Genomic DNA, 19,606 nt, shown 5'->3' with positions numbered 1-19,606 from the left:
GCATTGGGCGAGGAGCTACGCGCCCAGCCGATGGACATCCCCCGACCCCCGACATCACCCCGACCCCCGACATCACCCCCGCCCCCGACGACACGCCTGATCACGTCGGCGGGCCCGACCCTGCCCACGGCCCGATCACCGGTCCGGTCCGTCCGCCCTCCCGCCGGGACTCCCGGGCGCCGGGTCGGCGGGCCAGGTGGAAGGTCGTGACGGCCGTGGTCGTCGCCGTGATCGCCCTTACGGCGGCCACTCCCCAGGGGAGGGCGGCCGTGGCGCACATCCTCAGGTTCGCCGGGATCGAGCTGACGATCAGCGACACCCCGCCCACACCCATCACCACCACGGCTCCTATACCGGGCGAGCACACCGTGCCCAGGGAAGAGGTCCAGAGCCAGGTGACGTTCGAGGTCAAGACCCCCTCCGCCCTGGGAGAACCGCAACGCGTCACGGTGGCCGACAAGGGCAGGGTGGTGTCGATGTTCTGGCCCGGCGGCATCAGGCTCGACCAGTTCTCCGGCGCCGTCGAGCCCTTCTTCTTCAAGAAGCTGGGCCCGCCCGCCCCCGACTACACCGAGGTCGGCGGCCGCACGGCCTGGTGGATCCCCGGCGCGCACCCCCTCGGCTACATCAGACGCGAAGACGGCACCGAGGTCCCCCTGCGCCAGGCCGCCGCCACCCTCATCTGGCAACAGGGCACGCTCAACTACCGCCTCGAAGGCGCCGGCACGAAGGAGGAGGCGACCCGGGTGGCCGAGTCACTCCAGTGACCGGGTCAGCCAGTCGTCGGCGCCCTTGAGCAACTCCTTGCGCACGGACTCGGGCGCCGTGGACGACCGTACGGACTGGCGGGCCAGCTCGGCCACCTCCGCGTCGCTGAACCCGTACACGTCCCTGGCCAGCTCGTACTGCCGCAACAACCGGGTGCCGAACAACAACGGATCGTCGGCGCCCAGCGCGATCGGCACCCCCGCGTCGAACAACCTGCGCAGCGGCACGTCGGCGGCCCGCTCCACCACCCCGAGGCCCACGTTGGAGGTGGGGCAGATCTCGCAGCAGACCTGACGGTCGGCCAGCCGGTGCATCAGCCGGTCGTCCTCGGCCGCGCGCACCCCGTGCCCCACCCGGTCGGCCCCCAGGTCGTCCACGCACTGCGCCACGCTGCGCGGCCCCAGCAACTCGCCCCCGTGCGGCACGGCCAGCAGCCCGCCCCGCTTGGCGATCCTGAACGCCCGCTCGAAGTCCCTGGCCTCGCCCCGCCGCTCGTCGTTGGACAGCCCGAACCCGACCACGCCCTTGCCGGTGTACTGGATGGCGAGCCGGGCCAGCGTGTTCGCGTCCAGCGGATGCCGGGTGCGGTTGGCCGCCACGATCACCGCCATCCCGATCCCGGCGTGCCTGGACGCCTGCTCCACCGCGTCCAGAAACAGCTCCAGGGTGGCTGTGAGGCCGCCGAAGCGCTGGGCGTACCCCGAAGGGTCCACCTGGATCTCCAGCCACCGCGACCCCGCCGCCGCCTCGTCCTCCGCGGTCTCGCGCAGCAGCCGGTAGACGTATTCGGGACGGGTCAGCACGGACCTGGCGATGTCGTACAGCCGCTGGAACCTGAACCAGCCCCGCTCGTCCGTGGCCCGCAGTTTGGGCGGCCAGTCCTGCTCCAGCGCGTCGGGCAGGTGCAGCCCCTGTTCCCTGGCCAGCTCGATCAATGTGGCGTGCCGCATCGAGCCGGTGAAGTGCAGGTGAAGATGCGCCTTGGGAAGCGCGTGCAAGGGCCGTGGCATTTGCATATCTTGCCACTCAACCTCTGGGCGGGTTCGCGCGTTGGGGAGGGCGAAAGGGGACCCTCGCTGATGACAGATGACGACGAAGCGGCCTTCGACGACTTCATCGCGGCCCGGAGCACGTCGTTGCTGCGTACCGCGATCCTGGTCTGCGGGGCGACGCGGCACGACGCCGAGGACCTGGTCCAGCACGCGCTGGAGAAGGTCTACAGGAACTGGCCGCGCATCCGGCGCGACAATCCCGAGGCGTACGCGAGGAAGGTCGTCGTGAACGCGGCGATCAGCAGGGCGCGGCGCCGCAAGGTCGTCAAGGAGATCACGTTCGCCCGGCCGCCCGAGACCGCCGCCGACTCTCCCGACCTCGACCTGCGCGACACGCTCATCCGCGAGCTGCGCAGGCTGCCGCCGAAGATGCGGGCCGTGCTCGTCCTGCGCTACTGGGAGGACCAGTCGGAGCAGTCCACCGCCGCCCTGCTCGGCTGCTCGGCGGGGACCGTCAAGAGCCAGGCGGCGCGGGGACTCGCCAGGATCCGCGAACACATGGACGTGGCAAAGGAAGTGACCAGATGACGATCGAGGACGACCTCGCCGACGCCATGAGCGCGCACGTCGCCGGCGTGCGGGCCGAACCCGGCCTGGCCAAGGCCGTACGCCGCCGGCGCCGCGCCCACGTGGTCAGGTTTCGCGCCGCCGGCGCGGCGCTCCTCACGGCGGCGGTGGCCGTGGCCGTGCCGGTGGCGATGAACCCGGCAGGACCCGCGAACCCGACGAACACCGCCACCGGCCAGGATCGGGCCGTGATACGCGACGACGTCACCGTGCCCGACGTGACGGGCAAGTCGGCCGCGGAGGCGGCCCGGATGCTCCGCGACGCCGGGCTGGTGACCGACATCTCCGGAGCGAAGATCAGGAATGGCATCGTGCTTGGACAGTCGCCCCGCGTGGGCGCGGTCGTCGCCTGGGGCAGCCATGTCGCGATCAAACTCGCGCAGCGCGCCGAGGATCCCCAGGACCTCGGCGACCTGGGAGACGGGCGCGCCTTCGGCGGCATCCGCCTCGGCTACCTGCCCGAGGGGCTCGTATGGGGCAGGTGGTCGGCCAAGGACAGGTTCGGTGAGCACAGCTACACGACCTCTTTCGCCAAGCCCGACGCCGACTACGGAGTCATGTCGATCCAGGTGTTCGTGTTCGAGGGGAAGGCCGCCAGGCAGGCCGCGGCCAAGTTCCCCGAGCAAGGAGCCGAGAGCGTGGACATCGGTGGCAGGCCGGCATGGCTGGCCTCTGTCCTCGACGGCGGTGAGGCCGTGCCGCACGGCACCGAGGGGAGCCTGCTCACGATCGGCTGGGTGCTCCGTGACGACCTGGCCGTCGAGGTGTGCCTGAGCCCTGACTACGCCAAGGAGGTGGACGGCGCGGCCGAGCTGAAGCGGATCGCCGAAGGGATCCGCGCCACCAAGTAGACCCAGGGTAGGGATGAGGGCGAACGGGGGATCAAGGAGGGATGATCCCCGAGGGGCAGGACATCGGCCCGGCATGGCGCGCGGCGCTCGCGGCGCTGGCACTGGGCGTGACGTCCCTCATCATCTACGCCCTCTTCTCCTCGGGATTCGGGCGTCCGCCGCATACCGCCGCGCGGACCCCCGAACCCGCACCGATCCCCGAACCCACACCGATCCTCATCCCGGCCGAGCCCCCCGCCATCGCAGAGCCGCCGGCCATCGTCCTGGCCGCCGGACCGAGCCGCGCCGGCACGCTCGCGGTCGTCTCCGACGACCTCTGGCTCACCTACCTGCCCCGAGGGCTCGAACGCGCCGGCGGGGGCGCCTCCTGGGCGCGGTTCGGCTCGGCCGACAGATTTGTCGAGGCCCGAGTCGAACACGGTACGGTTGCCGCCGACTGGGACGGCTACCGCGAGCGGACCACCGTGCTGGACGCCCGCACCACCACCGTGCGCGGCAGGCCCGCCACGGTCGGCAGATATCCGGGCGGGGGCCGGGTCATCGTCTGGCTCGAACGTGCGGGGATGGGCGCGTGGATCAGGGTCAGCGAATCGCTCGGTGACGAACTCGTCGCTATTGCCGCCTCGGTCAAGGCTCCTGTTAGAGACTGAGAGCCTTTCCCTGCTTGTCCGCTCACGTCATGGGGAGGGTCGATGCGGCGACTGACGGCGGTGCTGCTCCTCATGCTCACGCTCGCGGCGTGCGCCGCCGGCGGCGCCAAGGAGCGGCCGCCCGAACCCCAGGCCACCCCGCCGCCGCCCGAACCCGCCATCACCGGCCGGCGCACGTCCTCGCTGTCCTGCGACGGCACCGAGGTGCGCTTTCCCGCCACGATCTCCGGCCTCTCCCGGGACGGCTCGTTCGGCCGCCTCGACTCGCTCACGCGGCCGCTCAAGGTCCAGGGGCGGATCTGGAGCAACGGCGAAGAGCGGATGTACGTCGGAGTGGCGTGCGGGGTGCGGACGGTCGAGCAGTTCGTCACGCTGGTGGCCAGGTCGACGCTGACGGCGTACAAGGGCAGGCCGGCGTTGCGCTGGATCACGCGTACGGGCGTGCACAGCTTCCTGTGGCTGGAGCGGCCGGGCACCGCCGTCTACGTCGGTGCGACACCCGGCCTCGCCACCGAGATCAAGCCGATCTGCGACGCGGTCACCTCGGACTGACCGCCTTCAGCGGGGCCCGGCACGCTTCGGAAAGCGCTCGGCAGGGCTCAGCACGCCTCGGAGAGCGGTTTGCCGGAGGTCAGCGTGCTTCGGAGAGCAGCTTGGCCAGCCGGCTGACGCCCTCGGCCAGGTCGTCGTCGCCCAGCGCGTAGGACAGCCGGAAGTAGCCGGGCGTGCCGAACGCCTCGCCCGGCACCACCGCCACCTCGGCCTCCTCCAGGATCAGCTCCGCCAGCTCGGCGGACGACTGGGGCCGCCTGCCGCGCAGCTCCTTGCCGATCAGCTCCTTGACCGACGGGTAGGCGTAGAACGCCCCCTTCGGCTCAGGGCAGAACACGCCCGGGATCTCGTTGAGCATCCGCACCATCGTCTGGCGGCGCCGGTCGAACGCCGTACGCATCTCCGCCACCGCCGACAGGTCGCCGGACACCGCGGCCAGCGCCGCCATCTGGGCGACGTTGGAGACGTTGGAGGTGGCGTGCGACTGCAGGTTGGTCGCGGCCTTGACCACGTCGGACGGGCCGATCAGCCAGCCCACGCGCCAGCCGGTCATCGCGTAGGTCTTGGCCACGCCGTTGAGGATGACGACCCGGTCGCCCAGCTCGGGGACGGCCGTGGCGATGCTGGTGAACTCGGTGCCGGCGTACACCAGGTGCTCGTAGATCTCGTCGGTGACGACCCACAGGCCGTGCTCGGCCGCCCACCGGCCGATCGCCACCGTCTGCTCGCGGGAGTAGACGGCGCCCGTCGGGTTGGACGGCGAGACGAACAGCAGCACCTTCGTCCGCTCGGTGCGCGCCGCCTCAAGCTGCTCGACGCTCGCCAGGTAGCCGGTGGACTCGTCGGTCACGACGTCGACCTGCACGCCCCCGGCCAGCTTGATCGCCTCGGGGTAGGTCGTCCAGTAGGGGGCCACCACCACGACCTCGTCGCCCGGGTCGAGCAGGGTCGCGAACGCCTCGTAGACGGCCTGCTTGCCGCCGTTGGTGACCAGCACCTGCGACGCCTCCACGGCATAGCCGGAGTCGCGGCGGGTCTTCTCGGCGATCGCCTTCTTGAGCTCGGGCAGGCCGCCCGCGGGGGTGTACTTGTGGAAGCGGGGGTCGCGGGCGGCCTCGATCGCCGCCTCGACGACGTAACCGGGCGTCGGGAAGTCGGGCTCTCCCGCGCCGAAGCCGATGACGGGGCGACCGGCCGCCTTCATCGCCTTCGCCTTGGCGTCCACGGCGAGCGTGGCGGACTCGGAAATCGCGGAAATTCTGGCGGAGATGCGGGGTCGAGTGGACATGCGTCCATCGTCCCACGCGGTCGTGACCTGGGCGATCACGTATTGGTTCGACGTACCGCGCAAACCCCCGTATGCTTTCGCCTGGTCCTTCCGCAGCATGTCGGCGAGCGGTTCGGTCCAGGCAGTGAGTCGATCAGGGTAGTCTGGTCAACGACATAGGGCACTGGCGCAATTGGTAGCGCACCGGTCTCCAAAACCGGCGGTTGGGGGTTCGAGTCCCTCGTGCCCTGCGAGTGCGGTCCGCGCAATAATAGGCGTGTAAGCGCGCCGCAAAACTGCGTTGGATACGACAGATCAGGTGAGGACTGTGGCGATCGACACGCGCGGCGAGACCGCAGACAAGCCTAGTGGCGAGAAGAAGACACGCACTTCTCCTGCCCTCTTCTATCGGCAGGTCGTCAACGAGCTTCGTAAGGTCATCTGGCCGACACGCAAGGATCTCATCACCTACACCACGGTCGTTCTGGTATTCGTTCTGATCATGGTTGCGATCGTGTACGGGCTCGACAGTGCCCTGGGATGGGCGGTCCTCCGCGTCTTCGGCGGATCCTGACCGCGACGCCGCCGGGAGGTGGTGGTCGCCTGACGGAGTTCGCCATTCGATACCACGAAAGAGGAAGAGTCACCGTGTCCGAGTCTTCAGTTCCGGCGGACGGGTCCCGCGACGAGTGGGGCGACGAGCTGGAAGAGGCCACTGAGGAGTCCGCCGAGGCGGCTCTGGAAGAGGCCGAGGTCGAGGAGAGCGACGAGGAGGCGGCCGAGGTCGAGGCCGCCGACGTCGAGGACGGTTCGGTTCTTCCCGACCCCGATGCCGAGGACGCCGCCGACGCCGAGAAGGACGCTGACGCCGACGCCGAGGAGGACTCGGAGCTTCCCGAGGTCGACCCCGTCGAGGAGTTCAAGAGTTCGCTGCGTGGCCTGCCCGGTGAGTGGTATGTCATCCACTCCTACGCCGGTTACGAGAACCGCGTGAAGTCCAACATCGAGAGCCGGAACGTCTCGCTCAACATGGAGGACTACATCTTCCAGATCGAGGTGCCGACGCACACGGTCCAGGAGTTCAAGAGCGGCAAGAAGGTCCCGGTCAAGGAGCGCGTGCTGCCCGGCTACGTGCTGGTGCGCATGGAGCTGACCGACGAGTCCTGGGCCGCTGTCCGCAACACGCCCGGCGTGACCGGCTTCGTGGGCCTGTCCAACAAGCCGAGCCCGCTCAACCTCGACGAGGTCGCCAAGCTGCTGGCGCCGGAGCCGACCGAGGAGACCAAGAAGGCCTCGACGAAGGCGTCCGCCGGCCCCACGGTCGAGTTCGAGATCGGCGAGTCCGTCACGGTCATGGACGGCCCGTTCGCCACGCTGCCGGCCTCGGTGAGCGAGATCAGCCCGGAGTCGCAGAAGCTCAAGGTGCTCGTCTCGATCTTCGGCCGCGAGACTCCGGTGGAGCTCTCGTTCAACCAGGTCTCGAAGATCTAAGACGATCACATACACTTAGACGTTCGGCTGGCCGCCTCTCGCGAAGGGCGGCCTCCGACATGTCAGGGGCGCACCCGCGACCTGACAAGCACCGCAATCAGGACCCGGAGAAGGACGAATGCCTCCGAAGAAGAAAATCGCCGCACTGGTGAAGGTCCAGCTTCCCGCTGGCCAGGCCACTCCGGCGCCGCCCGTCGGTACCGCCCTCGGTCCCCACGGCGTCAACATCATGGACTTCGTCAAGCAGTACAACGCTGCGACGGAGTCCCAGCGGGGCAACATCATCCCCGTTGAGATCACCATTTTCGAAGACCGCAGCTTCATCTTCATCACGAAGACGCCCCCGGCGCCCGAGCTGATCAAGAAGGCCCTGGGTCTCGACAAGGGCAGCGCGGTCCCGCACCGCGACAAGGTGGGCAAGCTCAGCCGCGAGCAGCTGCGCAGCATCGCCGAGATGAAGATGCCCGACCTCAACGCCAACGACGTCGAGGCCGCTGAGAAGATCATCGCCGGCACCGCCCGGTCGATGGGCATCACCGTCGCCGACTAAGACCTTTTCCCAGAAGTCGTGGGAGGGCCGCACTCCAGAAGCGGTCCGGACACCACAAGGAGTCAAGACATGCAGCGCAGCAAGGCGCACAAAGACGCGGCGGCGAAGATCGACCGCGACAAGCTTTACACGCCCGTAGAGGCCGCGAAGCTGGCCAAGGAGACTTCGGCCACCAAGTTCGACGCCACCGTCGAGGTCGCGTTCCGGCTGGGCGTCGACCCTCGCAAGGCCGACCAGATCGTGCGCGGCACGGTCAACCTCCCGCACGGCACCGGTAAGACCGCCCGGGTCCTGGTCTTCGCGACCGGCGACCGTGCCGAGGCGGCCCGCGAGGCGGGCGCCGACATCGTGGGCGCCGACGAACTGATCGACGAGATCTCCAAGGGCAACCGGCTCAACGAGTTCGACGCCGTGGTGGCCACCCCGGACCTGATGGGCAAGGTCGGCCGCCTGGGCCGTGTCCTCGGCCCGCGTGGTCTCATGCCCAACCCGAAGACCGGCACGGTGACGCCCGACGTCGCCAAGGCCGTGACGGAGATCAAGGGCGGCAAGATCGAGTTCCGTACGGACCGGCAGGCCAACCTGCACTTCATCATCGGCAAGACGTCGTTCCCCGAGCGCCAGCTCATCGAGAACTACGCCGCCGCCCTGGACGAGGTGCTCCGTCTCAAGCCTTCCGCGGCCAAGGGCCGCTACCTGAAGAAGGTCACCTTCTCCACGACGATGGGCCCGGGCGTTCCGGTCGACCCCAACGTCACGCGTGGGCTCACCTCCGAGCTCGAAGGCTGACCAGCACTCTCGTTCGCGAATGCCCCCGCCCTCTTCCGGGCGGGGGTTTTCTGCATCCCGGCCGCTCCCATCCCTTTCGGCCGGTGCCGCGATCCGTTTTCGGCCCGTGCCGTGGTCTGTTTTCGGTGGGCGCCGCGATCCTTTTCGGCCGGTGCCACGGTCCGTTTTCGGTGGTGCCGCGATCCTTTTCGGCCGGGGCAGCGGGCTTTTTTCGGCTGGCGCGGCGCCTCCTTCGGCGAGGGCGGCGGGTCTCTTTCGGCTGGGCTCCGTCTTTCTTTCTTTTACGGCGGAGCCAAGGTCACCGCCACCCGCTGCACGTGGCTGAGGGCCTCCAGGAATACGGCCTCTGACCGGTACGTGGCCGGGCGCCGTAACGCGCGCCAAGTCCATCCGCCCATTCCCTGCCCACCGCCCCCACCCGCCTCGTTGCCGGCCCTGCCCACCGCCCCCACCCGCTTCCCTTGCCCTTGGGGGCTGGGCCTGCTTACCGCCCCCACCCGCCTCCTTGCTGACCCTGCCAACCGCCCCACCCGCTTCCCTTGCCCTTGGGGGCCTGTCTGCCTCCTGGTGGGGCCTGCTCGCCGCCCCCACCCGTCTCCCGTGCCCTTGGGGCCTGTCCGACTTCGTGGCTGCCCCAGCGCGTCGCGGGCCGTCGCCTGCGCGTGCCGCGAACGCCGTGCATCGGCGTGCTGGGCGTGCCGTGCCTTCGGCAGGCGGACGTGCGTCGTACCGCGTTGAAGTTCGGTCGCGGTCGGACGTATGCCGGGCCCGCGGGACGCGCGAGCAGGCCGCTTCCGCGCTTTGCTGGCCGCCGTCGGGAAGTTCCGCTGCCGGGCTCCAGTCGGTGAATGTGTGGGAAGTGTGTGAGGGAGGTGGGGGATAACCCTGGGTTTTCCCCGATTTCGGCGGGGAAGAGGCCACGGCCATGAAACTTAAACGTAGGGTCAAGACATGCTGAAGCGCACGATAAGTATGACCGCGGCCGGTGCCGCGCTCGTCGTAGCCGCGGTTGCCGGTTGTGGATCGAACGCCCAGCCCATCCAGGTCAACCTGGCTGCCTCAGAGGTGCTCGCGCAGACCGCGCAGAAGACTGCGGAGGTCACCAGTTACACGGTTGACGCCGTGGTTAACGTGAAGCACCCCCAGGAGGGCACGGGCAAGGTTCAGGGCCGCGTTCTCTACCAGAGCAAGCCCGAACTCGCCGCCGACCTCACGCTCGACACCGTCGACATGGGCGGTCGCAGCGTGCCGGGTGGTGTACGCGCCGTGCTGCAGGGTGACACCGTCTACGTCAAGGTCGAGGCGCTCAACCAACTCCTCGGAGCCACCAAGCCGTGGATCAAGGTCTCGCTGAGCGAGACGGGCCACTCGGCGGAGGTCAACCAGTACCTCGGCCAGATCCAGCAGTTCGATCTCGGTAACGTGACCAAGCTGGTCACGGCCTCGCAGGACGTCAAGTCCGTCGGGAACGAGAGCGTCAACGGCGACGACACGACCCACTACAGCGGCACCTTCCCCGTGGAGGCCGCCGTACAGCAGCTGCCCGCCGACAAGCAGGAGCAGGCTCGTCAGGGCCTGGCCGAGCTGAAGGACGTCAAGTTCGACATCTGGGTGGCGGCCGACGGGTTGCCGCGCAAGCTCACCCTGAACGGTTCCAAGGAGGGCGCCACACTCGACGCCACCCTGTTCTTCAAGGGTTACAACGAGCCCGTCAACATCCAGGCGCCGCCCGCCGACCAGGTGGGTGACCTGCCCAAGGGCACGACCAACTGAGAACGATTTGGAAACTCGGCGGCCAGCACGTACTCTGGTTGTTGCCAAAGACCGCCGGTCGTCGTCAGGTGCCTCATAGCCTGGCGACCGAAGGTTCCACGACATGTGGACGGCCCGCGCAGGTGTGATGCGAGTTTCCCACATGGTTTGATCCGTGTGAGCGAAGCCCCGTGCGCCCTGCGCCCGGGGCTGTTCTCATTTTGAGGGCCTTCGCCCGGTGGCACATCTGGAAGGAGGCCCATGGCGAGGGCGGATAAGGCGACAGCGGTTGCCGAACTCAAGAGCGAGTTCGAGGACAGCGCTGCCGCCGTTCTGACCGAGTACCGCGGTCTCACCGTCGCGCAGCTCAAGGAGCTGCGTGTCTCTCTCGGTGGGAATGCGAAGTTCGCCGTGGCGAAGAACACCCTGACCAAGATTGCGGCCAATGAGGCCGGTCTGGCGGGCCTTGACGGCCTGCTCGCCGGTCCGACCGCGATCGCCTTCGTCAACGGTGACGTTGTCGAAGCGGCCAAGGGTCTGCGTGACTTCGCCAAGGCCAATCCCCTTCTGGTGATCAAGGGCGGCGTCCTCGACGGCAAGACGCTCGACGCCTCTGAGATCACCAAGCTCGCTGACCTTGAGCCCCGCGAGGTTCTCCTCGCGAAGCTCGCCGGTGCCATGAAGGCGAAGCAGAGCGCCGCCGCCGCGGTGTTCGCCGCTCTGCCCACGCAGATGGCTCAGCTGGCCGACGCCCTGCGCGCCAAGCGCGAAGAGGCGGGCGAGTAACACGGGGGTTGCCGCAGCTACCGCGGTCCCGTTCCTAGATTCATCAGTACGTACCTAAACGTAAGGAAACCATCATGGCGAAGCTCAGCACCGACGAGCTGCTCGACGCGTTCAAGGAGATGACCCTCCTTGAGCTGTCCGCGTTCGTGAAGCAGTTCGAAGAGGTCTTCGACGTCAAGGCCGCCGCCCCCGTCGCGGCCGTCGCCGCCCCCGCCGCCGCTGGTGGTGGCGAGGCCGCCGCCGTTGAGGAGCAGGACGAGTTCGACGTCGTCCTCGAGGCTGCCGGCGACAAGAAGATCCAGGTCATCAAGGAGATCCGCGCCCTCACGTCCCTGGGCCTCAAGGAGGCCAAGGACCTGGTGGACGGTGCTCCGAAGTCCGTCTTCGACGGCAAGGTCAACAAGGAGCAGGCGGAGAAGGCCAAGGCTGCCCTCGAGGGCGCCGGCGCCACCGTGACCGTGAAGTAACTTCTCTTCACGCGACTTCTCCGCGGGAGGTTTCCCGCAAGCGCTGTTCGAAAGAGGCGGATACACCCTGGTGCCGGGTGTGCCGCCTCTTTTCGCGTTCTGGCTCTCCGGCGGGCTTAGAAGATTCTCATGTTCGTCTCATCGCCACGCCAACCAGCCTGCCTAGCGTGCTTGACGTGGGTATCGAAGCGAAGTCTCGTTGGGCGCTGGCCGCGCTGCTCGTCGGCACCGGTGTGCTCTACATCTGGGGCCTGGGCGCCTCCGGGTGGGCCAATACCTTCTACTCGGCGGCGGTGCAGGCCGGCAGCCAGAGCTGGAAGGCGTTCTTCTTCGGGGCTTCCGACGCCGCCAACGCGATCACTGTGGACAAGACGCCCGCCTCGTTGTGGCCGATGGCGCTCAGCGTGCGGCTGTTCGGGCTCAACTCCTGGGCCATCCTCGTGCCGCAGGCGCTGATGGGCGTCGGCTCGGTGGCCATGGTGCACGCCTCCGTGCGCAGGGTGTTCTCCACCTGGGCCGGGCTGCTGGCCGGGGCCGCGATGGCGCTGACGCCCGTGGCCGTGCTGATGTTCAGGTTCAACAATCCCGACTCGCTGCTGGTCCTGATGCTGACCGTGGCCGCCTACTGCGTGATCCGGGCCCAGGAGCGCGGCGCGACGCGGTGGCTGGTGCTGGCGGGGGCCGCGATCGGGTTCGCGTTCCTGGCGAAGATGTTGCAGGCGTTCCTGGTGCTGCCCGGGTTCGCGCTGGTCTACCTCGTGACGGCGCCGGTGGCCTTCTGGCGGCGGGTGCGGCAGTTGCTGCTGGCCGGGGCGGCCATGGTGGTCTCCGCCGGGTGGTGGCTGCTGGCCGTGGCGCTCGTGCCGGCGGCCGACCGGCCCTTCATCGGGGGTTCCCAGACCAACAGCGTGCTGGAGCTGGCGCTCGGCTACAACGGCATCGGGCGGCTCAACGGCGGTGACTACGGCGGCCTGGGCAATCCCAACCAGCAGGCGGGGTGGCTGCGGCTGTTCGACACGGAGGTGGGCGGCCAGATCTCCTGGCTGCTGCCCGCCGCGCTGGTGTTGCTGGCCGCCGCCACCTGGCTGACCCGCCGCGCGCCGCGCGCCGATCCGGTGCGCGCCGCGCTCTGGGTGTGGGGGAGCTGGCTGGTGGTGACCGGGCTGATCTTCAGCCTGATGCAGGGGATCTTCCACGCCTACTACACCGTGGCCCTGGCACCGGCCATCGCGGCGCTGGTGGGCATGGGGGTGGCCGTGCTCTGGGAGCGGCGGGCGCACCGGCTGCTCGCCGTGGTCACGGCGGGGACGGCCGTTTGGTCGTACATCCTGCTGTCCCGCAGCGCCGACTGGAACTCGTGGCTGGGCTGGGCCGTGCTGGTGGTGGGGCTCGGGGCGGCGCTGGCGATGTTGTTCATCAGGGGGTCGCGCCGGGTGCTCGCCGTCGTCGCGGTGGGCCTGGTCGCGTGCCTGGCCGGGCCGGCGGCGTACGCGGTGGACACGGCGGCGTCGCCGCACACGGGTGCCATTCCGACTGCTGGGCCCTCCACCGGTGGGGGTTTTGGGAGGCCACCTGGTGGAGGGTTCCAGCGCCCTGGCGGGGGCGGGCAGCCTTCGCGGCAGTGGCAACGAGGCTCTCAACAGCCTGGGGGCACTGGTCAGCCTGGAGGCATGGGGCAACAAGGAAGCACGGGGCAGTCGGGTGGTGGTGACGGGGGTGCGCAGGGGCGCGGTGGCTCTGGTCGCGGCGGGATGGGCATGGGTGGGTTGCTCAACGCGGCCGCTCCGACCGCCGAGCTGACAACGCTGCTGAACGACGGCGCATCCGCCTACACGTGGGTGGCGGCGACTGTGGGCTCCAACAACGCGGCCGGCTACCAGCTCGCCTCCGGGCGGCCGGTGATGGCGGTGGGCGGATTCAACGGGACCGATCCGGCGCCTACGGTGGAGCAGTTCAAGCAGTACGTGGCGGAGAAGAAGATCCACTACTTCGTCGGCACCGGCACGGGGGGTGCGGGGCGCAGCACGGGTGGCAGTGATGACGCGGCCGAGATCGCGGCCTGGGTACAGGAGACGTTCACCGCCACCACGGTCGGCAGCACCACGGTCTTCGACCTGACCAAGACGTCCGGAGCTGGTTAGGCGTCTTGGGCCGGTTGGGGGTCCTGAGCTGGTTGGACGTCTTGGGCCGGTTGGGCGTCCGGAGCGGCTGGGCGTCTTGGAGCGACTAAGTGTCCCGAGCTGGCTGGGCGTCTTGGACCGGCTGGGCGTTCCGAGCTGGCTGGGCGTTCCGAGCTGGCTGGGTGTCCCGGGCTGGCTGGGTGTCCCGAGCCGACAGGGGTCGCCCGGGTCGGCAGGGCGTTCTCAGCTTGTGGCGGTGCGTACTTTGGCGATGGCGCTGGTGTCCATGTAGTCCCTGGCGTGCACGATCTGGCCGTTTCTGATTCGGAGGATCAGCAGGCCGGGGACCCTGATTGACTGGCCGGCCACCGTGACGTAGGTGTCCTGTTCGATCACCGTGACCTCTGGGTCGTCTGTTCGGCGCAGGGAGATTCGGCGTACCTCCTTGGCTTCGAACGGGGAGTTCCACATCTGGCGGTAGCCCGCGCGGATCTGCTCCCTTCCCTCGAATGCCGGGAGTCCGCCGAACGGGAACTCGTGCAGGCCGTCCTCGGCGTACAGGTCGGCCAGTTCGTCGGGGGATTTGTGGAGCATGGCCGCGTGGTAGCCGGTGACGATCTCTTCGATGGGCATGACGTACCTCTTGTTTGGCTCAACGGGTGTTGACTCAACGAGCGTAGAGCGAAATGGCTGGGTTGGTCAACGCATGTAGAGTCAGGGGGTGGTTGATGGAGTGCTTCCGCGGGCCGAGAGGCGGCGCAGGACCGAGGCGAGGATCCTCGAGGCGGCCAGGGCGCTCTTCGCCGACGTGGGATTCGAGCGCGCCACCATCAGGGGTATCGCCAAGGCGGCCGAGGTGGATCCGGCTCTGGTGATGCAGTACTTCGGGAGTAAGCAGGAGCTGTTTCAGCAGGCCGTGAGGGTGACGTTGGTCGCTGATGGCGAACTGGGCGCGGAGGAAGTGGTCGAGAACGTGCTCGGCACGCTCAACGTGAAGCTGGGTGAGTTGCCGCAGAGTTCGCTGGCCATGATGCGCTCCATGCTCACCCACCCCGAGGCCGCCGCGTCGGCGCGGGAGGTGCTGGGCAAGCAGGTCGAGCGGCTGGCCGAGACGTTGCCGGGCGAGGACGCGCGGTTGCGGGCCGCCCTGATCACGCTGGTCATGCTGGGGGTGACGGTGGGGCATCAGTTGCTGGAGATGGAAGAGCTGGCCGGGGTGCCGCAGGAGGAGATCGCCCGTGTGTTGCGGCCCAGCCTTCGCGCGCTCGCCGGCCAGGAGGTCTCGTAGCGAGCCGGGCAAAGAGGTCTCATAGCGAGCCAGGCGAAGAGGTTTCGTAGCGAGCCGGGGCAAAGAGGCTTCGTAGCGAGCCGGGCGAAGAGGCCTTCTCGGCGCTACTGGACGTGGGGTCTCATAACCGGGCGGTAACAAGCTATTGGATCCGGTTTGAATTCGGTGGAACGCCGTTACGGTGAGGGCGATGTCGAAGTAAAGTGTGCGGCACGTTATCCCCTGAGTACTCCCTGCGACCGGGAAGGTGACCGTGGGCGTCGAAGTCGTGGTCGACGGACTGACCAAGTCGTTCGGTAAGCAGGTCATCTGGGAGGACGTCTCGCTCACGCTGCCCGCGGGCGAGATCTCGGTGCTGCTCGGCCCTTCGGGCACCGGCAAGTCGGTCTTCCTCAAGACCCTGGTCGGGCTGCTGCGGCCGGACCGGGGGCATATCTGGATCGACGGCTACGACCTGGCCAACTGCGGCGAGAACAAGCTCTACGAGCTGCGCCGCCTCTTCGGTGTGCTGTTCCAGGACGGCGCCCTGTTCGGCTCGCTCAACCTCTACGACAACATCGCCTTCCCGCTGCGCGAGCACACCAAGAAGAGCGAGGCCCAGATCCGCCAGATCGTCATGGAGAAGATGGATCTCGTCGGCCTGGTGGGCGCCGAGGCGAAGCTGCCGGGGGAGATCTCCGGCGGCATGCGCAAGCGGGCGGGCCTGGCCAGGGCGCTGGTGCTGGAGCCGGAGATCATCCTGTTCGACGAGCCCGACTCGGGCCTCGACCCGGTCAGGACCGCGTTCCTCAACCAGGTCATCGTGGATCTCAACGCCGACATCGAGGCGACGTTCCTGATCGTGACGCACGACATCAACACCGCCCGTACGGTGCCGGACAACATCGGGCTGCTGTTCCGTCGGGAGCTGGTGATGTTCGGCTCGCGCGAGATGTTGTTGTCGAGCGACGAGCCGGCCGTGCGGCAGTTCCTGAACGCCAGGAGGCACGGCCCCATCGGCATGTCCGAGGAGAAGGACGTCTCCGAGTTGGAGGCCGAGGCGGCGCAGGGCCACGATCCCGGGCCGCTGCCGCCGATCCCGCCGCAGCTCATGCCGACCGAGAACCGGTTCCGCCGTACACAGCGCCCGCCGGGCACCTGGCTGGCGGCCAACGGGGTGATCCCGCCGCAGGGGTCGTTCGTGGACGATCGCGGCCGTAACTGGCTGGAGGAGTATCCCCGGCTGGTCAACGCCCACCTGCACGGAACCAGATAAGTCATGACGAAGGCTGATATTTCCGTTTCTGCGGTCTCGCTCGACTACTCTCCGCGCATGAATGACGGCGAATGGTGACGATCGGGCGGTTCGTCGCCATGTCGCTCGACACCGTCAGGGTCGCGGGGCGGCGGCCGTACCAGGGGCGGGAGTTCGTCAAGATCATGCCGGCCGGGACGGGACGGCTGAGCGGGCCGATCCCGGTGGCCCGCACCCGTACGACCGCCGAGGTCGAGCAGGTGTTGTCGGCCGCTTCGCTCCTGGTGAACGGCGGCGGCCTCGACCAGCTCGCGACCGTCAACGCCGAGCTGGGGGACGCCCTCGGCGGCCGCTCGGCCCGGATCAAGGACCTGCTGCGCCGGCTCGACGCCTTCGCCACGGGCCTGGACGGCTCCAAGAACGACGTCGTACGCCTCCTGGACGAGCTCGACGGCCTCACCACCACCCTGGCCCGGCAGCGCGGCACCATCGAGGCCGTCGCCACCGGGATCGGCCCGGCCGTGGCCCGGCTCAGACGCCAGCGCCGCGACCTGACCAGGATGCTCACCGGGCTCGACCGCCTGGGCCGCACCGCCACCCGCGTCGTCGAACGCTCCCGCTCCGACACCCTGGCCAACCTCCGCCACCTGCGCCGGCTGCTGTCGAACCTCGACGAGGCCCGTCACGACCTCGCGAACGGCCTGGCCACCGCGCTCACGTTCCCCTTCCCCGGCTCGGCCGAGGGGCTGCTCAGAGGCGACTACGGCAACACCGGCATCACCGTGGACCTCTCGCCCGGCGCGACGCTGCACAACCTGCTCGGAGGTGCGCGGTGATCGCCCGGCTGCTGATCTTCGCCGTCGTCGGGGTGGTGGCGGTGACGTACACGCTGGTCCGGTACGCCCGGGTGGGCGCGGACCTGTTCGACCCGCCTACCGGGTCACCGTCGAGCTGGCCGACGGGGGCGGGCTGTTCGAGAACTCCGAGGTCACCTACCGCGGCGTGGCCGTCGGGCGGGTCGAGTCGCTGGCCGTGGCGGGGGGCGGCGCGCGGGCCGTGATCAGGCTGGAGCGCGGGCGGCCGGTGCCCTGGCGCGGGCTGCTGGCCGTGGTGGCCAACCGGTCAGGCGTGGGGGAGCAGTACCTGGATCTCCGGCCATCTGGGGGCGGGGGGCCGTACCTGCGGGACGGGGACGTGATCGGGCGCGAGCGCACGCGCCTGCCGGTCACCACCGCCCAGGTGCTCCGCGACACCGACCGGCTGCTCGCCTCCGTGGACCCGCACGACCTGGAGACCGTCGTGACCGAGGCGGAGAAGGCGCTCGGCGCGAACGGGCCGCGTCTGGGGCGGCTGATCGACGCGAGCGGCACGCTGCTCGCACAGGCCGAGAAGGTGCTTCCCGAGGCCGTGGCGGTATTGAGAGACGGGGAGGCCGTGCTGGACGCTCAGCGGGCCTCTGGGGGCCATCTGAAGGCATTTTCCGGAGATCTGGCCACCTTGACCGATTCCCTGCGGGAAGGTGCCCGCGATCTGTCGAACGTCCTCGACCGCGCCCCGCGCGCGGCCGGATCCGTCGGGCGGCTCGTGGACGGCGTCGAACCGCACCTGCGGCCGCTGCTGGCCCACCTCATCGTGGGCGGGCAGAGCGTCTCGGCCCGCGTGAGCGCCCTGCGGCAGCTCCTGATCGGCTACCCGGCGGCCGTGGCGGGGGCGTTCACGGTGGTGCGGGAGGACGGGCTGCATCTCGGGCTGGACCTGAACCTCAACGTCCCGCCGCCCTGCCGGAGGGGGTACGAGCACGTGCGAAGGCGCTATCCGCAGGACGTGACGCCGAGGCCGGCCGACCCCCGGGCGTACTGCGCGGAGCCCCGCGACAGCCGCACAGGAGTGCGCGGAGCACGGAACGCGCCGCCTGCCCAACCGGCTCCGTCGATTAGCGGACTTCATGAGTGGTTGTCGCGTTATGATCCGGCAGCGACCGGCCGGGGAAGAGGTGAGCAGACGTGGCAGGACTTGCTGTTCGGCCCGCTCGCATCCTGATCGCGGCTCTGAGCGGGGTGCTGGCGGTGCTCATCGGCACAGGCGTGTGGATCGCCGCGCAGGCGCGCGACGAACAGGGCAGAGCAGGCGACAAGCAGGCCGCGCTCCTGGCCGCGGGGACCCACGCCAAGAACCTCATCTCGCTCGACTACCGCAGCGTGGAGGACGACATGCGGCGCATCCTCGACACCGCCACCGGCGCGGCCAGGGCCGAGTATGACGCCAACGCCGCCAAGCTCAAGTCCACGACCGTCGAGAACAAGGTCGTCCAGCACGGCGTGCTGCGCGCGACGGGCCTGGTCTCGATGAAGCCGGCCAAGGCCGACGTGCTGGTCGTGGCCGACGTGGAGATCCGCTGGGACGGCTCCAAGAGCGCACCGCAGGAACGGTACTACCGCTGGCGGATGGATGTGAGCAAGATCGGCCGCTTGTGGCTGGTGTCCAAGGTGGTGCAGGTGCCGTGAGGATCTTCACGATCGTGCTGCTGGGCGTCCTGGTGCTCGTGGCGGGGGTGCTGGTGCCGGCCATGTGGTTCAACCTGCGGGAGCTGCGCGACGCTGACACGGCAGGGGCTCAGGCCGTGGCCGCGGCCAAGAAGGTCGCGCCCGACCTGCTTTCGTACGACTATCGGACGGTGGAGGAGGACCTGGCGCGGGCCGGGACGTTCACGACGGGCGAGCTGACCGCGCACTACAAGGAACTGAGCACGTCCCTGACCTCCAGGGCCAAGGCGGAGAAGATCACTCAGAAGGTGAAGGTGGCGGGCGCGGGAGTCGAGCGGGCCGAGGCGGACCGGGTAGACGTTCTGCTCTTCGTGAACACTGATACGGTCAAGGAGATCCCCGGTAAAGCAGGGCGCCAGACAACGGTCAGCAACAATCGGGCCAGGTTCGTCATGGTCCGGCAAGATTCGCGCTGGCTGGTGGCGGGCCTGTCCACTCTCCTGGGGACCGCATGAGGGCCCCGAAGATCACGGGCGTGCCGCTTCCTTCAATTGTTACCAAAAATCAGGTTTAGCGAAGCCTTTGAGATGGGTAACTCAGTCACTGCACCACCGGTTGTCGGCATTGGTTCGACCCCTGGTGTGACGGAGCGTTAACCGCCCCCGTTCGCGGGTATCGTCTTGGGCCTGGCGGTAGGCGATCAGTCACACAGGGGAGAAAACCCAGCGTCCGGGCCCTGAGTCGGCTAAAAGTCGGGCTTGTGGGCTTGACGTTTCCGCCTGAACGGGCGATGCTGCGACCAACGTGGAGCATGCAGCGAGGGCGAAGTGGACAGGCGTGTGCCGTTCGGCTACACTGCCCCTTTGCGCTGCCCTTTGACGACCCGTGATGCTTGCTCACGTTGCGAGGTTGTCTGGCGTGCGTGTAGTCAGTCCGCCG

Annotated in this window: 22 protein-coding genes and 1 tRNA gene; 20 read left to right on the top strand and 3 right to left on the bottom strand. The window is 68.8% G+C overall.

The annotated features are described in order from the left end of the window. Positions 1–767 (top strand): hypothetical protein (locus ACFPZ3_RS15950; protein WP_379514878.1); only part of this gene is annotated, 767 nt, incomplete at its 5' end. On the opposite strand, the gene ACFPZ3_RS15945 is transcribed toward ACFPZ3_RS15950, so the two are convergent. Further along, complete coding sequence (locus ACFPZ3_RS15945) at positions 756–1,778, bottom strand: adenosine deaminase (protein ID WP_379514877.1); 1,023 nt, start codon at positions 1,776–1,778, stop codon at positions 756–758. The genes ACFPZ3_RS15950 and ACFPZ3_RS15945 overlap by 12 nt on opposite strands. 69 nt (positions 1,779–1,847) lie before the next feature. Here ACFPZ3_RS15945 and ACFPZ3_RS15940 point away from each other — a divergent pair, with 69 nt between their 5' ends. Genes ACFPZ3_RS15940 through ACFPZ3_RS15925 form a run of 4 tightly spaced genes read left to right on the top strand, consistent with a single transcriptional unit; the run spans position 1,848 to position 4,440 of the window. After that, positions 1,848–2,348, top strand: a complete 501-nt coding sequence (locus tag ACFPZ3_RS15940; RefSeq protein WP_379514876.1) for a SigE family RNA polymerase sigma factor — start codon at positions 1,848–1,850, stop codon at positions 2,346–2,348. Then, a complete protein-coding gene (locus tag ACFPZ3_RS15935; RefSeq protein WP_379514875.1) occupies positions 2,345–3,238 on the top strand; it encodes a PASTA domain-containing protein in 894 nt (297 codons plus the stop codon). Before ACFPZ3_RS15940 ends, ACFPZ3_RS15935 begins: the two co-directional genes overlap by 4 nt. 41 nt (positions 3,239–3,279) lie before the next feature. Next, complete coding sequence (locus tag ACFPZ3_RS15930; protein ID WP_379514874.1) at positions 3,280–3,888, top strand: hypothetical protein; 609 nt, start codon at positions 3,280–3,282, stop codon at positions 3,886–3,888. Between the two features lie 42 nt (positions 3,889–3,930). Next, positions 3,931–4,440 carry a hypothetical protein gene (locus tag ACFPZ3_RS15925; RefSeq protein WP_379514873.1) on the top strand — a complete coding sequence of 170 codons (510 nt, stop codon included), beginning with the start codon at positions 3,931–3,933 and terminating at the stop codon, positions 4,438–4,440. A gap of 79 nt (positions 4,441–4,519) precedes the next feature. On the opposite strand, the gene ACFPZ3_RS15920 is transcribed toward ACFPZ3_RS15925, so the two are convergent. Continuing rightward, a complete protein-coding gene (locus tag ACFPZ3_RS15920) occupies positions 4,520–5,728 on the bottom strand; it encodes a pyridoxal phosphate-dependent aminotransferase (RefSeq protein WP_379514872.1) in 1,209 nt (402 codons plus the stop codon). 157 nt (positions 5,729–5,885) lie between these two features. Here ACFPZ3_RS15920 and ACFPZ3_RS15915 point away from each other — a divergent pair. From ACFPZ3_RS15915 to ACFPZ3_RS15875, 9 genes are all read left to right on the top strand, one after another. Then, positions 5,886–5,958, top strand: a tRNA-Trp gene (locus ACFPZ3_RS15915). A 77-nt stretch (positions 5,959–6,035) separates the two neighbouring features. After that, positions 6,036–6,281 (top strand): preprotein translocase subunit SecE, encoded by a 246-nt coding sequence (gene secE, locus ACFPZ3_RS15910; protein ID WP_080043257.1) that lies wholly within the window; start codon positions 6,036–6,038, stop codon positions 6,279–6,281. A gap of 74 nt (positions 6,282–6,355) precedes the next feature. Further along, positions 6,356–7,198 (top strand): transcription termination/antitermination protein NusG, encoded by an 843-nt coding sequence (gene nusG, locus ACFPZ3_RS15905; RefSeq protein WP_379514871.1) that lies wholly within the window; start codon positions 6,356–6,358, stop codon positions 7,196–7,198. Positions 7,199–7,316: 118 nt separating this feature from the next. Then, a complete protein-coding gene (rplK, locus tag ACFPZ3_RS15900; RefSeq protein WP_379514870.1) occupies positions 7,317–7,748 on the top strand; it encodes a 50S ribosomal protein L11 in 432 nt (143 codons plus the stop codon). A gap of 69 nt (positions 7,749–7,817) precedes the next feature. Next, the gene (rplA, locus tag ACFPZ3_RS15895; protein WP_379514869.1) at positions 7,818–8,537 is read left to right on the top strand and encodes a 50S ribosomal protein L1; all 720 of its coding nucleotides are present in this window, start codon (positions 7,818–7,820) and stop codon (positions 8,535–8,537) included. 951 nt (positions 8,538–9,488) lie between these two features. Then, positions 9,489–10,310 carry an SCO4651 family lipoprotein gene (locus ACFPZ3_RS15890; protein WP_379514868.1) on the top strand — a complete coding sequence of 274 codons (822 nt, stop codon included), beginning with the start codon at positions 9,489–9,491 and terminating at the stop codon, positions 10,308–10,310. A 240-nt stretch (positions 10,311–10,550) separates the two neighbouring features. Continuing rightward, a complete protein-coding gene (gene rplJ / locus ACFPZ3_RS15885; RefSeq protein ID WP_379514867.1) occupies positions 10,551–11,075 on the top strand; it encodes a 50S ribosomal protein L10 in 525 nt (174 codons plus the stop codon). 74 nt (positions 11,076–11,149) lie between these two features. Beyond that, positions 11,150–11,542, top strand: coding sequence for a 50S ribosomal protein L7/L12 (rplL, locus tag ACFPZ3_RS15880; protein ID WP_379514866.1), 393 nt, complete (start codon positions 11,150–11,152; stop codon positions 11,540–11,542). A 176-nt stretch (positions 11,543–11,718) separates the two neighbouring features. Next, positions 11,719–13,683: an ArnT family glycosyltransferase gene (locus ACFPZ3_RS15875; RefSeq protein WP_379514865.1), complete on the top strand. Its 1,965-nt coding sequence runs from the start codon at positions 11,719–11,721 to the stop codon at positions 13,681–13,683. A gap of 222 nt (positions 13,684–13,905) precedes the next feature. Here the strand turns inward: ACFPZ3_RS15875 and ACFPZ3_RS15870 are convergent, their stop codons facing one another. Beyond that, a complete protein-coding gene (locus tag ACFPZ3_RS15870) occupies positions 13,906–14,295 on the bottom strand; it encodes a nuclear transport factor 2 family protein (RefSeq protein ID WP_379514864.1) in 390 nt (129 codons plus the stop codon). An 88-nt stretch (positions 14,296–14,383) separates the two neighbouring features. Between ACFPZ3_RS15870 and ACFPZ3_RS15865 the strand changes: the two genes are divergently transcribed. The 6 genes from ACFPZ3_RS15865 (at position 14,384) to ACFPZ3_RS15840 (ending at position 19,182) form a co-directional block, all read left to right on the top strand. Continuing rightward, positions 14,384–14,950, top strand: a complete 567-nt coding sequence (locus ACFPZ3_RS15865; RefSeq protein ID WP_379514863.1) for a TetR/AcrR family transcriptional regulator — start codon at positions 14,384–14,386, stop codon at positions 14,948–14,950. Between the two features lie 253 nt (positions 14,951–15,203). After that, positions 15,204–16,205 carry an ABC transporter ATP-binding protein gene (locus ACFPZ3_RS15860; protein WP_379514862.1) on the top strand — a complete coding sequence of 334 codons (1,002 nt, stop codon included), beginning with the start codon at positions 15,204–15,206 and terminating at the stop codon, positions 16,203–16,205. 71 nt (positions 16,206–16,276) lie between these two features. Further along, positions 16,277–17,020 (top strand): Mce/MlaD family protein, encoded by a 744-nt coding sequence (locus ACFPZ3_RS15855; protein ID WP_379514861.1) that lies wholly within the window; start codon positions 16,277–16,279, stop codon positions 17,018–17,020. After that, positions 17,010–18,224: an MCE family protein gene (locus ACFPZ3_RS15850; RefSeq protein ID WP_379514860.1), complete on the top strand. Its 1,215-nt coding sequence runs from the start codon at positions 17,010–17,012 to the stop codon at positions 18,222–18,224. Before ACFPZ3_RS15855 ends, ACFPZ3_RS15850 begins: the two co-directional genes overlap by 11 nt. Next, entirely contained in the window at positions 18,188–18,688 is a 501-nt protein-coding gene (locus tag ACFPZ3_RS15845) for a hypothetical protein (RefSeq protein WP_379514859.1), read from the top strand. Before ACFPZ3_RS15850 ends, ACFPZ3_RS15845 begins: the two co-directional genes overlap by 37 nt. Next, the gene (locus ACFPZ3_RS15840; RefSeq protein WP_379514858.1) at positions 18,685–19,182 is read left to right on the top strand and encodes a hypothetical protein; all 498 of its coding nucleotides are present in this window, start codon (positions 18,685–18,687) and stop codon (positions 19,180–19,182) included. Before ACFPZ3_RS15845 ends, ACFPZ3_RS15840 begins: the two co-directional genes overlap by 4 nt. Positions 19,183–19,606 lie beyond the last annotated feature (424 nt).

It is taken from the genome of Nonomuraea insulae, from assembly GCF_042656245.1.
The sequence above is the reverse complement of the archived record's forward strand: the minus strand, read 5'-3'. Positions and strand labels throughout refer to the sequence as shown.